14 protein-coding genes are annotated in these 13861 nt (G+C 54.4%); 12 read left to right on the top strand and 2 right to left on the bottom strand.

Going from position 1 to position 13861, the window contains the following annotated elements; all coding sequences use genetic code 11:
• Positions 1-226 precede the first annotated feature (226 nt).
• The gene (locus ACIGCM_RS21200; protein WP_397504035.1) at positions 227-979 is read right to left on the bottom strand and encodes a helix-turn-helix domain-containing protein; all 753 of its coding nucleotides are present in this window, start codon (positions 977-979) and stop codon (positions 227-229) included.
• A gap of 167 nt (positions 980-1146) precedes the next feature.
• On the opposite strand from ACIGCM_RS21200, the gene lon reads away from it, so the two are divergent.
• From lon to ACIGCM_RS21140, 12 genes are all read left to right on the top strand, one after another.
• The gene (gene lon / locus ACIGCM_RS21195) at positions 1147-3525 is read left to right on the top strand and encodes an endopeptidase La (RefSeq protein ID WP_397504034.1); all 2379 of its coding nucleotides are present in this window, start codon (positions 1147-1149) and stop codon (positions 3523-3525) included.
• Between the two features lie 146 nt (positions 3526-3671).
• Complete coding sequence (locus tag ACIGCM_RS21190; protein ID WP_397504033.1) at positions 3672-4064, top strand: protease inhibitor I42 family protein; 393 nt, start codon at positions 3672-3674, stop codon at positions 4062-4064.
• 110 nt (positions 4065-4174) lie between these two features.
• Positions 4175-4810 carry a lysoplasmalogenase gene (locus tag ACIGCM_RS21185; protein ID WP_397504032.1) on the top strand — a complete coding sequence of 212 codons (636 nt, stop codon included), beginning with the start codon at positions 4175-4177 and terminating at the stop codon, positions 4808-4810.
• A gap of 68 nt (positions 4811-4878) precedes the next feature.
• A complete protein-coding gene (locus ACIGCM_RS21180; RefSeq protein WP_397504031.1) occupies positions 4879-5451 on the top strand; it encodes a hypothetical protein in 573 nt (190 codons plus the stop codon).
• A gap of 67 nt (positions 5452-5518) precedes the next feature.
• Entirely contained in the window at positions 5519-6262 is a 744-nt protein-coding gene (gene cmoA / locus ACIGCM_RS21175) for a carboxy-S-adenosyl-L-methionine synthase CmoA (RefSeq protein ID WP_397504030.1), read from the top strand.
• Positions 6259-7227, top strand: a complete 969-nt coding sequence (gene cmoB / locus ACIGCM_RS21170; protein ID WP_397504029.1) for a tRNA 5-methoxyuridine(34)/uridine 5-oxyacetic acid(34) synthase CmoB — start codon at positions 6259-6261, stop codon at positions 7225-7227. Before cmoA ends, cmoB begins: the two co-directional genes overlap by 4 nt.
• A 352-nt stretch (positions 7228-7579) precedes the next feature.
• A complete protein-coding gene (locus tag ACIGCM_RS21165; protein ID WP_397504028.1) occupies positions 7580-8047 on the top strand; it encodes a helix-turn-helix domain-containing protein in 468 nt (155 codons plus the stop codon).
• Entirely contained in the window at positions 8038-8625 is a 588-nt protein-coding gene (locus tag ACIGCM_RS21160; protein ID WP_397504027.1) for a mobile mystery protein B, read from the top strand. The genes ACIGCM_RS21165 and ACIGCM_RS21160 overlap by 10 nt, the downstream gene beginning before the upstream one ends.
• Positions 8626-8844: 219 nt before the next feature.
• Complete coding sequence (locus ACIGCM_RS21155) at positions 8845-9042, top strand: hypothetical protein (RefSeq protein WP_397504026.1); 198 nt, start codon at positions 8845-8847, stop codon at positions 9040-9042.
• Between the two features lie 275 nt (positions 9043-9317).
• Complete coding sequence (locus tag ACIGCM_RS21150) at positions 9318-9596, top strand: type II toxin-antitoxin system RelE/ParE family toxin (protein WP_397504025.1); 279 nt, start codon at positions 9318-9320, stop codon at positions 9594-9596.
• Positions 9596-9889 carry a HigA family addiction module antitoxin gene (locus ACIGCM_RS21145; RefSeq protein WP_397504024.1) on the top strand — a complete coding sequence of 98 codons (294 nt, stop codon included), beginning with the start codon at positions 9596-9598 and terminating at the stop codon, positions 9887-9889. The genes ACIGCM_RS21150 and ACIGCM_RS21145 overlap by 1 nt, the downstream gene beginning before the upstream one ends.
• Before the next feature lie 233 nt (positions 9890-10122).
• Positions 10123-10917, top strand: coding sequence for an aminoglycoside phosphotransferase family protein (locus tag ACIGCM_RS21140; protein ID WP_397504023.1), 795 nt, complete (start codon positions 10123-10125; stop codon positions 10915-10917).
• A gap of 171 nt (positions 10918-11088) precedes the next feature.
• Here the strand turns inward: ACIGCM_RS21140 and ACIGCM_RS21135 are convergent, their stop codons facing one another.
• Positions 11089-13800 (bottom strand): AAA domain-containing protein, encoded by a 2712-nt coding sequence (locus ACIGCM_RS21135; RefSeq protein WP_397504022.1) that lies wholly within the window; start codon positions 13798-13800, stop codon positions 11089-11091.
• Positions 13801-13861 lie beyond the last annotated feature (61 nt).

Raw genomic sequence — 13861 nt, 5'->3', positions numbered from 1 at the left:
CCAACAGCATTGCCTGTGCAAAATTGTTTAGTTTGGGAGGTAACGCACACAGATTCGACAATCGCAAAGTCTACTTCTCCAAGCCCCATCCACACCCGAAGAGTGGCTTCGCCAACCAGACGAAGATGGCTGGTTAAACGCTATTACGCAAGCATTTTGCCAGCATCGTTAAAAGCATTATCGGCGAGACAGAGGAGGAACTTTAGGCGCTTTAGCAATCTTCAGATTATTTAGAGCTGCGCATACGCTTGGGCGTCAGCCCCATGTAACGACGCATTGCGGTTGTCAGGGCGCTTTGTGAGGAGAAGCCGCATTCCTCGGCTATCCGAATCAATGGCAAGTTGCTTTCACGAAGCAAACGGGCAGCTCGGTCGAGGCGGCTTTTAAGCAAGTATTGGTGCGGCGTCAGGCCCACACTGTCTTTGAACTGGGCATGGAAGTGGCTTGGGCTGAGGCAGACGGTCTGGGCCAGTTCGGCAACACTGATACGCCGTGACAGATGCTCAACAATATAGCTGTCTAACCGCTCAAGGTTGAGCGAGCCTGTGACACGGCTTGTCTGCTCGCCAAACAAGCGCAAGTGCAAGGCGCGTAACAGCACACCGCCCAGGGAGCGCGCAAGAATAGGATCACTGCCATAGCGCTCAAGCTCCGCACCGGCATAGCTGAGCAAATGCTGAAAATCCACATCCAGCTGCGGGTAGCGCGGCGTCTCAAACAGGTGGGTCAATAATTCCAAGTCTTCGCTGCTGGTGTCCTGCTCATCGAGGTCGATGATCAGCATGCGGTTATCACCCATGCCCGCAAATTGATGATCCGCATCACCCGGCACCAGACAAGCCCGCATCCGACAGACCTCTCCGCCACTGCCATTGACTTCGAATTCCGCACGCCCTGAGATCGACAGCACCAATTGATGGTGGTCGTGGGTATGTTCGTGGGCTTTATCATCGAGGCGAATTAGACGGGCATTGAGCATCGCAAGACGGCATCAAAAGAGTGATGGCACATTTTACCCCTTAAACAGTCAAAACAGCAGCGCCGACGACAAATGGACAAGGGGCGACGTTGCGCCGCAGTGAAGCAACGATTGAAATAGCCAAGTTACCCCCCATGTTTATGGCATAGCCCAATTGCAGGTGCCGCATGAACGAAGAGAACGATATCGTCGTAGAACAGGATGACCAACGTCTGGCGCTGCCTGGTCAGCAACTGCCTGAGCAGCTGTATGTGATCCCGATCCACAACCGCCCACTCTTTCCGGCCCAAGTGTTGCCGATCATCGTCAACCCTGAGCCCTGGAGCACGACGCTTAAACGCGTAAGTGATACGCCGCACAAGAGTATGGCGCTGTTCTTTGTCGACAATCCGCCGGCAGATGGCTCAGCCCTTGATCCTGATGACCTGCCAGAACACGGCACACTGGTGCGCGTACTTAATGCATCTGAAGAAGGTGGCAAGCTGCAGTTTGTTGCGCAGGGCCTGACCCGCGTACGGATTCGTACCTGGCTGCGGCGTAAACCGCCTTATCTGGCCGAAGTTGATTACCCGAAAACCCTGCTCGAATCGCGCGATGAAATCAAAGCCTATGGCATGGCACTGATCAATGCGATCAAAGAACTGTTGCCGCTCAACCCACTCTACAGCGAAGAGTTGAAGAACTACCTCAATCGCTTCAGCCCCAATGATCCATCACCGCTGACCGACTTCGCGGCCGCCCTGACCACAGTGCCAGGCAAAGAGCTGCAAGAAGTGCTCGACACCGTGCCCATGCTCAAGCGCATGGAGAAGGTGCTGCCTTTGTTGCGCAAGGAGGTTGAAGTTGCGCGCCTGCAAGGTGAGTTGTCGGCTGAGGTCAATCGCAAAATATCCGAGCACCAACGCGAGTTCTTTCTCAAGGAACAGCTGAAAATCATTCAGCAAGAACTGGGCTTGAGCAAAGACGACCGTAGCGCTGATATCGAACAATTTGAGCAACGCCTGGAAGGTAAAACCCTTTCCGATCAAGCACGCAAACGCATTGATGAGGAGTTGAGTAAATTATCAATACTTGAAACCGGCTCCCCTGAATACGCCGTGACCCGCAACTACCTGGACTGGGCGACAGCGTTGCCTTGGGGCGTATTTGGCGAAGACAAGCTGGATCTCAAGCATTCACGCACGGTGCTCGACAAACATCACTCGGGCATGGACGACATCAAGTCGCGGATCACAGAGTTCCTCGCCGTAGGTGCCTTCAAAGGTGAGATCGCCGGCTCCATTGTGTTGCTGGTTGGCCCTCCTGGGGTCGGTAAGACCAGCATTGGCAAATCGATTGCTGAGTCCCTGGGCCGGCCTTTTTATCGCTTTAGTGTTGGCGGCATGCGTGACGAAGCCGAGATTAAAGGCCATCGCCGCACCTACATTGGTGCCCTGCCCGGCAAGCTGGTGCAAGCGCTGAAAGACGTCGAAGTCATGAACCCCGTGATCATGCTCGACGAAATCGACAAGCTGGGTGCCAGCTATCAAGGCGACCCGGCATCTGCATTGCTCGAAACCCTTGACCCGGAACAGAATGTCGAGTTTCTCGACCACTATCTGGACCTGCGCATAGACCTGTCGAAGGTATTGTTCATCTGCACGGCCAACACCCTTGATTCGATTCCCGGGCCGTTGCTTGACCGCATGGAAGTCATCCGCCTTTCCGGCTACATCACCGAAGAAAAACTGGCGATTGCTAAAAATCACCTATGGCCAAAACAGCTGGATAAAGCCGGAGTCCCGAAAAAACGGCTGAGCATTACCGATGCTGCATTACGCGGTGTGATTGAAGGCTACGCCCGTGAGGCCGGGGTGCGCCAACTTGAAAAACAACTCGGCAAGCTGGTGCGCAAGGCTGTGGTGCAACTGTTGGACGACCCGGATACGCCGATCAAGATTGGCCACAAGGACCTTGAACGTTATTTGGGTATGGCGGTATTTCGTAATGAGCGCGTGCTGTCCGGTAAAGGCGTGATCACCGGGCTCGCCTGGACTAGCATGGGCGGTGCCACGCTGCCGATTGAAGCGACACGGATTCATACCTTGAACCGAGGCTTCAAACTCACAGGGCAACTGGGCGAAGTGATGAAGGAGTCTGCCGAGATCGCTTACAGCTATATCAGCTCGAATCTGAAAAAATTCGGCGGTGATAGCAGCTTCTTCGATCAGGCATTTATCCACCTTCATGTACCCGAAGGCGCCACACCCAAGGATGGCCCGAGCGCAGGCGTGACAATGGCCAGCGCGTTACTTTCATTGGCACGCAATCAGGTGCCGAAAAAAGGCGTGGCCATGACCGGCGAACTCACGCTTACCGGGCAAGTACTGCCCATTGGTGGCGTTCGCGAGAAAGTCATTGCGGCACGTCGGCAAAAAATTCATGAGCTGATTCTTCCAGAAGCCAACCGGGGTTCTTATCAAGAGCTGCCCGACTACTTGAAAGAAGGCATCACCGTGCATTTTGCTCAACGCTACAGCGATGTTGCCAAGGTACTGTTCGAGTGACGCACGCAGGGTTCAAGCGCCGTTAAAGGCTTGAACCCTTGCCTGCCTGATAAGGCCCGAACGGGCTGCTCAGCTGCCCACGGGCTTACGTTTAACCCTCAACTGCGGCTATGCTGAACAGCCTGTTTCAATCACCGGAGATAAACATGACCGCAGTTTACCGCTTACTGCCGCCACTGAGCCTGGCTCTCCTGGCTGGCTGCGCCTCCACCTCAAGCACTCAAACAGTGGACGAACAAAGCGATTGCCCGCTGTCGTTAAACCCCGGCCAGGAACTGATAATCAGCTTGCCAAGCAATCCGACCACAGGTTTTCGCTGGGTAGTGCGCGACGCTGCGCCTGCTGTCCTGACCAGCCTTGGCCCGGAGGTTTACAGCAACCCGGAAGATGCCGGCATGGTTGGCAGTGCGGGCAAATCAACATGGCGCTACACGGCCAAGAGCTCGGGTCAAGGCCAACTGATAATGACCTATCAACGCCCATGGGAAACCGACGTCGAACCGGCAAAAACCTTCGACTGCACAGTCAAGGTGAAATAACCCGCCTTGCGGCGCGAAAAGCTACTTAGGCCGTCATCTTCAGCGTTGGCAACCCGCGGTCAAACCGACATAGTTGCGAGGTTCTAACCTCCAACAAATGAGTCGAGTCTATGCGCTGGTTGATTTTGGCCCTGTGTGGCGCCGCACTGTTTATCTATGCAAGAGTTGCCGATCTCGAACTGCTGGGCCTGTTGACCAAAGGCATCCCGGTAATCGCCTTGCTGCTGTGGTTACAGCAAGCGCCCGCAGGCATCTATAGCCGCTGGATTCGCATTGGATTGTTGTGCTCGCTAGCTGGCGATATTCTGCTCGATTGGCCAGGCGACTTATTTGTATTTGGCCTTGGCGCGTTCCTGCTCGCTCACCTCGCCTATTTGCGCGCTTATTTCAGCGACTGCAAACGCCCTGCCTGGCCCGCGCTGATCATCGCACTGATGGTGGCCGGCAGCATGTTCAGCATCCTCGCCAGTGCCGGGCTTGGACCGTTAATGATTCCAGTGTTGTGCTACGCCACCGCCATAGGCGCCATGCTCTGGCGCGCACTGGCGCGGGTTAATCACCCGAAAATCAATCGCAAGGGAGCCTGGCTGGCAGCGGTTGGCGCGGTGCTTTTTGTCCTCTCCGATAGCATGATCGGCATCGACCGTTTTGTCGCGCCGTTCGCAGCTGCGCCTTACGCGATCATCCTTAGCTACTGGCTCGGGCAATGGGCGATTGGCGCGTCTGCTCAGCAAAATTTCCGCTAAAACGAAGCAAGAAACAGGTAACTCGACTATAGAAAGTAGACCGCATTCGATTATCAGGAGACGTCGATATGAAGGTCTACTGGCGCGAAACCCTGTTGGTTGTGACGCTGGTACTCGTCCAAGGATGTGGAACACTGCTGCCGAGCGAACGCACTGAAGTGCATTCCGCATTCAGTGATTATCTCGATGCGGAGCAGCGTTACAAACAAGCAACTCCCGGCAAAACCACGCGCAGCGAATTGTTTGCCCTGGGCTTCGACCCCCTGGTTCAAGGCAATGGCAAGATGCTCTCATTTATTGATGTGCGCTTAATGTTTGTGCAGCCCAATGTACCCATCGACTACCTGCCCGACGGCTTGATCGCCTGCCTGGAGGCCAAAGATCGCTGCATCGCCTATGCCTTTGATTTCACTCGGACCAATACTCAACGGGTTGGCAGCTTTTGGGCAGATGTTTTCAACTTCCAAAAGCAACGTGAAATGCAAGGCTGGGAGTTCCGAGCGGTGTTTGTGATGATTGATGATGTCCTGGTGCATAAAGTCAGCAATGGCGAGCCGAATATCCGCCGTTTTGAAGTCAAACATAACCCCCTGGGCCCACTGCAAGGGGCTGGTGAGTTTTTTTCCGACCAACTCAAGTAATCGAGGTTTGGTTAAACCGCCAACTTGGCTAAAATACGCGGCTTTCCAGACCCGACTCGGAACCACCGTGAGCAAAGACCCCGACCGCATTTTCTCTCAGCCGCTGGCGCAAGTGCCGGATTTTGCCTTTAACGAGGATGTGGTCAGGGTGTTTCCGGACATGATTAAACGTTCGGTGCCCGGCTATCCAACCATTGTGGAAAATATTGGCGTGCTCGCCAGCCAATTCGCCAAGCCCCACAGCGTGCTGTATGACTTGGGCAGTTCCTTAGGCGCAGTCACTCAAGCACTGCGCCGTCATGTGCAGATTGAAGACTGCCGGGTCATCGCCATTGATAACTCAAGTGCCATGGTTGAACGTTGTCGCGAATACCTGCACGCCCAAGATTCAATGTTTCAAGAATTGCTGCCGGTTGAAGTGATAGAAGCAGACATCCTCAACCTGGCGTTTGAACCTACATCGCTGGTCGCCCTGAACTTTACCTTGCAGTTCATCAAACCTGAACAGCGACTGGAACTGCTCACGCGTATCCACAGCGCCTTATTGCCCGGCGGCGCGCTGATCCTCTCGGAAAAGCTGTGTTTTGAGGACCCGGAGCAACAGCTACTGCTCACCGACCTGCATATCGCCTTTAAGCGCGCCAACGGCTATAGCGAACTGGAAATCGCCCAGAAGCGCAGCGCCATTGAAAACGTAATGATTCCCGACAGCCTTGAAACCCATCGCGAGCGTCTGCTTGCTGCCGGGTTCAGCAAGGTCACGCCTTGGTTCCAATGCCTTAATTTTGCCTCGATGATTGCCCTACCATGATCAAGCGTTTTGATTTAGATGCACTGCAATCCCAGCTAGCGGGTACGCCATTACAAGAATGGAGCGTTGATCTACCGCGACAAATCGACAGCAAACTGGCGATTGGTCATGGTGACCTTGAGCGTTGGTACGCAGCGGTTCAGGCCTTACCAAAGCTGGAAATCAAAGCCCTCAATCTACTTGAGGAATTCAGCTTCGATGGTCCCTGTGATGAGCAGAGCCGCGAACAGCTGAAAACCGCACTGCAAGGTTTGATTCCATGGCGCAAAGGCCCGTTCCACCTGTTTGGCGTGCACATTGATACCGAGTGGCGTTCCGACTGGAAATGGCAGCGTGTAGCGCCCTACCTCGACCTCAAGGACAAGCGCGTTCTCGACGTCGGCTGCGGCAATGGCTATTACATGTGGCGCATGCTTGGCGCGGGCGCCAGCAGCGTGGTGGGCATCGACCCAAACTGGCTATTTTTTAATCAGTTTTTAGCCATGAAAAACTACTTGCCGGAGCACCCCATCTGGCATCTGCCCTTGGCGGTTGAAGAGTTACCGCCCAAACTTCAGGGCTTCGACACTGTGTTTTCCATGGGCGTGCTTTATCACCGTCGCTCGCCAATTGATCACCTGCTCGACCTGAAAGATTGCTTGGTCAAAGGTGGCGAACTGGTGCTTGAAACCTTGGTGGTTGAAGGTGATGTGCAACAAGTACTGCTACCAGAAGACCGCTACGCGCAAATGCGTAACGTGTGGTTCCTGCCGTCAGTTCCGGCACTGGAGTTGTGGCTGCGCCGCGCAGGTTTTGTCGACGTTCAGTGCGTAGATGTCAGCACCACCTCGGTCGACGAACAACGCGCCACCGAGTGGATGCGCTATCAGTCGCTGCCAGAGTTCCTCGACCCGGCTGACCACAGCCGCACCATCGAAGGCTTGCCAGCGCCGACGCGGGCCGTGATCACCGCGCGCAAACCTTAGGGCCGGTCCCAGAGCCTGTAGCCGATGCCAGACGGCCTCGGCTACATTACTGCATAGACTTGAGCAGCCAATTGCACGATTGCTCACCCAGCAATTGAATTCGAGTTGTCTAGCGCAGGCCGTAGTGATTACAGACTGAGAAGGGCCAAGAGCAAAAGGCTGTTGTAAAGAAATCCGCCTCATTTTTATAGACTGTACCCCTATAGGCTTACAATATTCTAATTTATGTATACCTAAAGGGATACATAACCTTAATATATGTATACTTATAGGCTGTGTTTTTGTTCTTGTATGCTTTTAGGCATACATCTATATGCTTTTCGATAGCTTATAGGCTGTCATTGGAGATGCTATGAACAGTAAATCCTCTCTGTACAGACTACGCCTAAGTCAGGTTGAGCGGACACTTGAGCCCTTCTTGGCGGTCAAAGGTAAGCCCATTCCTCGCAAAGGCTGGCTTCGCTCAATTAGAGAATCGCTGGGTAGAACTGTACGTGCTCAGGCAGCCATTGCAGGTGTAGCGCCTGCAACCCTGCAAAAGAGCGAGCGTTCTGAGGCTGAGGACAGGATTACTCTGGCTCAGCTGAGAAAATTGGCTGAGGGTTTGGATTGCGAATTGGTGTACGCGCTCCTACCAAGGAAACCACTCCACGATATGGTTGAGGAGCGAGCCGAGCTGCTGGCTAGCAAGGAAATTATGGGGGTCACACATACAATGGCCCTAGAAGATCAGCGGCCATCAGACAGCTTTGTTTCACTCAAGGTACAGGAGCGTCGCGAAGAGCTGCTTGCAGACTCTTGGAACAAGCTGTGGCGCTAGAGCTAGATATCAAACTAGGCCAGACACCTCTGGATCCAGATGAGGCGGCTGGCCTCATACCTTCCCATATCAGTACCCAAGGCGAGCTGGACGAGTGGGAGGCTATGAACCTCATGCGTGCTCAGGCGTGGCTGAATCGCCAACGAGATCTCGATGTCTTGAATGATGCATTCTGCCGCGATCTTCATCGGCGCATGTTCGATCAGACCTGGAAGTGGGCTGGCACCTTCCGACGCTCAGATAAGAACCTAGGCTGTGAATGGCTGCACGTTGGCGTGCAACTCCGTAACCTGTTCGACGATACAACTTACTGGATAGAGCACAGTGTGTTTTCAGTCGATGAGATTGCCGCTCGCTTCCACCACAAACTAGTATCCATACACCCTTTCCCAAATGGTAACGGCCGGCATGCTCGATTCATGACAGACGCATTGTTGCGGCAATGCAAGCATCCCGAACTCACGTGGGGGCGTGGTAATTTAGTGACCATGGGAGCTGTACGACACCAATACATTGAGGCACTCCGTGCAGCTGACCAAGGAGACCTCACCCTGCTCTGCAGATTTGTTCGCAGCTGAAAATATCAGGGGCCAGATCACGCTCAAGCCGTAACTGCCTATATCCTATTATGCCCCCCTGCTTTCCGCCGGTTGGCCGATCGCCACCCACGAACCCGAGATTTTCACATGAAAGCACTGAATCAAATCCTTCCCCCACCGCAGCCCTAGCGTTCGTGGCGATCTTCAGCTTTATAAGCGCACCCGCGCAAGCCGGCTTGGAGGAAGGCGTCACGGTCTATGAAGTCGGCGACCATGGACAGCTCGCCTGCAAACAACGCCAAAAGTAACATTGCCGCGACCAGAGGTTTAACCGCCAATATGGTCACAACAGCTCAGGCGCTTTCGAATGAGCTAGGCCAGGCCGAAAATCTGCTGATACCGCTGGATCAATACTCGAAAACCACGACGACTGCCGCTGGCGGCGAGACGCAATAGGCTGTAGGCGTAAAGGAAATACAGGGGACAGAATCGTGGTCTGTCCCGATTGGTGATCTCAGATCTTGGCGACAACATCTTGGAGATCTGGGAAAATAAGCAAAATACTTAAACAAAAATAAAGATAATTAGCATGCGCCTCGACTAGTCGGAAGCCACACCTAACAAGTGGTTCAAACCGTTCGCTACGCTCACTGGGACGGGCTAAAGCCCGCCCCTTTAATCAAACGTTAAGCTCTATTGTTGCGTGATGCGCAACATGCTAGTGTTCCCTCATGATTAAATCATTCCGTCACAAAGGACTGAAACGATTCTACTCGACTGGCAAGACGGCTGGGATACAGCCTGATCACGCCAAGAAGCTGCGTATGCAGCTTGCTGCTCTCGATACCGCTACTTCAGTGGAGGATATGGATATTCCTGGTTTTCGGCTTCATCCACTTAAGGGTAAAGACAAAGAGCGGTGGTCGATTTGGGTTAACGGAAATTGGCGCATGACGTTCGAATTTCAGGACGGCAACGCTTACATTCTTGATTACGAGGATTATCACTAATGACTATGCATAATCCGCCGCATCCCGGTGAGTTCATTCGCGAGGTGTACCTAGAGCCCTTCGGAATCAGCGCTCGTCAGCTTGCTTCCAGTCTCGGCGTTTCACCTTCTACATTGTCTCGGCTGCTTAAAGGGGATAGTGGCATTAGCCCTGAAATGTCCCTGCGGCTGTCCAAGGTTCTCGGGCGTACTCCTGAGAGCTGGTTGGCGATGCAAGGTATGTATGACCTATGGGTGGCTCGTGGCACAGTCAATCTGGATGGTATCCATCGCCTAGACCTCGAAGCAGCTTAACCAGTGGCTGTTGTCGGACGCGCCTGCGCTGGCGCTCCGGCACGCCGCAAAGCCAAGCGTTATGCGTAAAGGAGGCTGGAGGGGGTTGTGGCGAATAACTGGAATATCCCAGCTAATGTGGAGTAGGCACATAACAATGCGCTCAAATCGCTAACTCCGTTCGCAGGGACGGGCCAAGGCTTAATCATGGTCTGTCCCTGAGTGATCCCAGTAAGATCAAAAGCTATGGGTTTATGTTTGATCAATACTTGAAACGATGGGAGCTGACCACCGATGGTGATGCTTTCGTATCGCAGAATGGCAATCTTCTGCCCGTTCGCTACCACGGCATGCCAGCTATGCTCAAAATCGCGCGAGAACCTGAAGAGCAAGCAGGCAATCTGCTTATGGCTTGGTGGGACGGTGTGGGGGCAGTGCCAGTGCTGAAACATGATGGCGAGGCTCTACTTATGGAGCGCGCAAGCGGCTCGGTTTCTCTTACGCATATGGTGCGTTGCGGCCAAGACGACGAGGCCACTCGCATTCTCTGCTCTGTGGCCGCCCGCCTTCACTCACCACGCGCAACACCGGCCCCTGATTTAATCCCGCTGGTGCAACGGTTCGAAGCCCTATGGAGCGCAGCTGCAACGCACCGAGGGATCTTTGAACAATGCGCAAAAACCGCTCGCGAACTCCTGAGTGCACCGCGCGACGTCGGGGTACTGCATGGTGATATCCACCACGGCAATGTGTTGGACTTCGGCCCGAAGGGATGGCTCGCGATCGACTCCAAAGGGCTGTTCGGTGAGCGCGGCTTCGATTACGCGAATATTTTCTGCAATCCCGATAGCAAAAGCGCTCTGGCCCCCAATTGTTTTGCGCGCCGGATCGAGATCGTGGCACAGGTTTCTGACATCGATCGCCGCAGGTTATTGCAATGGGTGCTCGCATGGAGCGGGTTGTCAGCAGCCTGGATGCTCGAGGACAACATTGACCCAAGCACTCCTGTTGAGGTGGCGAAGCTTGCGGCGTTAGCGCTCGATTTGTGAGCTTTATGACAATCGGAGACAGACCACGATTTAGACTGTTACCGTTTAATCGTGGCCTGTCCCCGATATTCTGGCTCCTGATATTTTGTAAATAAACTGTTCCCTTTACTATTTGATCAAAGGCGAAGGTTTCACCGTCGACGCCAACCGGTCCGAACGGGTCGCCCCGCCTTATATCCTAGCCGTCGGACTGCCCCACTGAGCGATGAAGTCGCTGATTCTTTCCGCGATGCGGCTCTCGACTGTGCGCAGGCGCAGAATGGGAATGTCGCTTTTCCCTAGGATTTCATTTTTTAAGGTGTCCCGCGCCATTTGGTCGGGCCGGTCGTGAGAGCCACCATCGACCTCGATCACCCCCACCGGGATCTTGCCTACCTTGAAATAGATCACGAAATCGCAACTGGCGCGCGCCATGAAGGCCCGCTCTAGGTCTGTCCAATCTTGGTTGCTAGGCGATACGATCTGATCCAGCTTGATCTGCGTGTGGTACATCAATGACAGGCACGCCGGGCCGGACAGCGCCTCGCGCAGCAGTTGGGCCACAATCTGCTCGGACTTGTAGTGTGAGTCTTCACTCCGCAAGCGAGCGTCCAAGCGGGCCAAGGATAGGTCAAATTCCCGATACAGCAAGTCAAAGGCCGATACCACGGGCGCGCGTACGACCTGCTGCTCCTGCGCGTAGTAGGTGACGTAGCGCATCAGGGCCGCGATGTGGCCGTTGTTACCCGTGAACACATCGTCGCCCGTTACCAAAGTGAAGCGGTGCTTGGCCCGTGACACCGCCACGTTGATCATGCGCGGGTCATCAACAAAATCGAGACGTTTGCGCTCTTGGTTGCAGCGCTTCTTGTCCAACACGGTGGAGAAAACGATCTCGTCGCACTCTCGGCCCTGGAACTTGTGCACGGTGTCCCTAACGAAATCCGTTGGCAGGTGTGTACCGGAGAGATTGACCTGGTCCCGGAACGGCGCGATGAAACCGCGGCCATCGCCATCCAGACCGACCGGCTCTCCCTCGTTCTCAAGCAGTTTAAGCAGAGAGTCAAGCTCGCGAAGGTTGACGTTCTTACGGGCATGATTGCCCTTGGCAGTTACCACCAGACGCAGCGGCTCTTCGCCCTTGTCCTCGGTCATCGGCACCAGTGCGTTGTTATAGAACTGCTGGTTGCAGAACTGAAATATTTTGGGATGACAGCGGTAATGCTCTTTCAGCAGTGTTCTAGGCAGCGCATCCTTGAATACTCTGATGCAAGAGTCGAGCAGGCTGTAGCGCTCACAATCGTAGGCCTCGGCGGGTGCCTGCAGGTCGAGTGTCACGGGAATGTGCGCCAACTGACGGTTGTCACCGACGACAATCAGATTCCTCGCACAGCCCAGCGCTAAAATACCTGGCACGATGTCCTGCTGCGAGGCTTCGTCGATGATCACATAGTCGAGGATGGCTCCCGGCGCGATCGAATTGACGATGGAATGCGTGCCGCTGCCTAAGATCGGAAAGCGCTGAACGAAGGCATCGAATTGTTGACGGTACGTCTTAGAATCGAAGCTATCTAACGGCGGCTCTTGACGTTGTAATTGCTGCTTCAGATAACGCATCGATGCCGTTTGCAACTCATCCAGCAATGCCGTGAAATTTCCGCGTGCCAGCGATTCGCGGCACGCTTGCAGCTCCGCGTCTGTGTCTTGCAACGCTTTGTCGTAATAATGCATCTGCAGGGCATGAAAGATGGATAGGCGTGCATCACCTTGGGCGAATGGCTTGACACGAAAAATCCCGAAGTTGAACAGCAACTCGATACGCCCCTTGAGGTGGATGCGTTGCTCACTGAGATGGGCTAAGTAAGCCATCAGGTCCGCGGTCTTACGCGGCGACAGTCCGTACCTGTCCAGCGAGTTAGCAGCCTGTATGCCGCTGTCTGCCTGCCACTGCTGCAGATAGCGTCGCTCGATGGTTAGCTCATCGAGCTCAAGCTGCAGTTGCGCCGCCCGATTGTGGTCGTGCAAGTGCTGCCTCAAGCAGGCCATTATGGCTTGAATCTCATCCAGTGTCGGTGCGGGTTCGGGCTCGCTCGATGGCCAAGGCGGCAAGTCAGCAAAGAAGTCATTGCGGTTGTCCTTGTTGCCGAGCTTGGCAATCAGGTGGCCCAGGTCGCATTTCTCCAACTTCTCGTAGACGTTTTCTACCGCCGCATTGTTATTGGACAGCACCGCCACTGTCTGTCCACGTAGCAGGATATTTGCGAGGATGTTGAGGATAGTCTGGGTCTTGCCGGTCCCCGGTGGCCCCTCGATCACGCTGACCTGCGCGCGAAAGGCTTGCTCGACCGCGCCGAGCTGGCTTTCATTCAACCCGAACGGATAGATCAGCCCCTGGCCCGGCGTCAACGTGCCGTTGCGCTTCGTACAATAGGCCTGCAAGACCGTATCGGCGCTGGCGGGGAGCTTTTCCAGTTGGCGCACGACATTGGCGGCAATCTCACGGGCAGTCTTCGACTCGGCGCGATCTTTCCGGGCATTCGCTACGGCTGATAGATAATGAAAGACCGGTGAATCCTTCATTGCCGTCGACGCGACAAAACCGATGTTATCCATCTTGTAAACATAGGGTTTGTTGGTGTCAGGATAGTGCACAACGGCATATTGCTCGCCGTAGATCGTAGCTTTGACAATGGGCTTAACAATCGTGCTACCGGGCCTAGTCAGCAACATTTCACCCAACTCGCGGGAGGGAGAAACACGGCAGTCGCTCAGCGGGCGCGTGTAAGTCTTCTTGGAGGGGTAGTAACAGGTCAGTTGCAAGGCTTCGTACTTGTCGCTCCAGTAAATCGACCAGTCGCTAATCTTCGCAGTCTTGTCCTCGCCATCCACCTGAATCGAAACCATACATTCCCTATTTGTATGCACGCAGCATCCGGCTGTGTCTCACGGTGAAGATCGAATGTCG

Source organism: Pseudomonas sp. NPDC078700 (assembly GCF_044542375.1).
In the GTDB taxonomy this organism is placed as follows: domain Bacteria; phylum Pseudomonadota; class Gammaproteobacteria; order Pseudomonadales; family Pseudomonadaceae; genus Aquipseudomonas.
This window is presented reverse-complemented; position numbering and strand designations above follow the sequence as displayed.

Coding starts and splice junctions, on each gene's coding strand:
- ACIGCM_RS21180 (WP_397504031.1), top strand. CDS start 4,879: ATGAAGGTCTACTGGCGCGAAACCCTGTTGGTTGTGACGCTGGTACTC.
- lon (WP_397504034.1), top strand. CDS start 1,147: ATGAACGAAGAGAACGATATCGTCGTAGAACAGGATGACCAACGTCTG.
- ACIGCM_RS21200 (WP_397504035.1), bottom strand. CDS start 979: ATGCTCAATGCCCGTCTAATTCGCCTCGATGATAAAGCCCACGAACAT.
- ACIGCM_RS21190 (WP_397504033.1), top strand. CDS start 3,672: ATGACCGCAGTTTACCGCTTACTGCCGCCACTGAGCCTGGCTCTCCTG.
- ACIGCM_RS21140 (WP_397504023.1), top strand. CDS start 10,123: ATGTTTGATCAATACTTGAAACGATGGGAGCTGACCACCGATGGTGAT.
- ACIGCM_RS21135 (WP_397504022.1), bottom strand. CDS start 13,800: ATGGTTTCGATTCAGGTGGATGGCGAGGACAAGACTGCGAAGATTAGC.
- ACIGCM_RS21150 (WP_397504025.1), top strand. CDS start 9,318: ATGATTAAATCATTCCGTCACAAAGGACTGAAACGATTCTACTCGACT.
- ACIGCM_RS21155 (WP_397504026.1), top strand. CDS start 8,845: ATGAAGTCGGCGACCATGGACAGCTCGCCTGCAAACAACGCCAAAAGT.
- ACIGCM_RS21185 (WP_397504032.1), top strand. CDS start 4,175: ATGCGCTGGTTGATTTTGGCCCTGTGTGGCGCCGCACTGTTTATCTAT.
- ACIGCM_RS21165 (WP_397504028.1), top strand. CDS start 7,580: ATGAACAGTAAATCCTCTCTGTACAGACTACGCCTAAGTCAGGTTGAG.
- cmoB (WP_397504029.1), top strand. CDS start 6,259: ATGATCAAGCGTTTTGATTTAGATGCACTGCAATCCCAGCTAGCGGGT.
- ACIGCM_RS21145 (WP_397504024.1), top strand. CDS start 9,596: ATGACTATGCATAATCCGCCGCATCCCGGTGAGTTCATTCGCGAGGTG.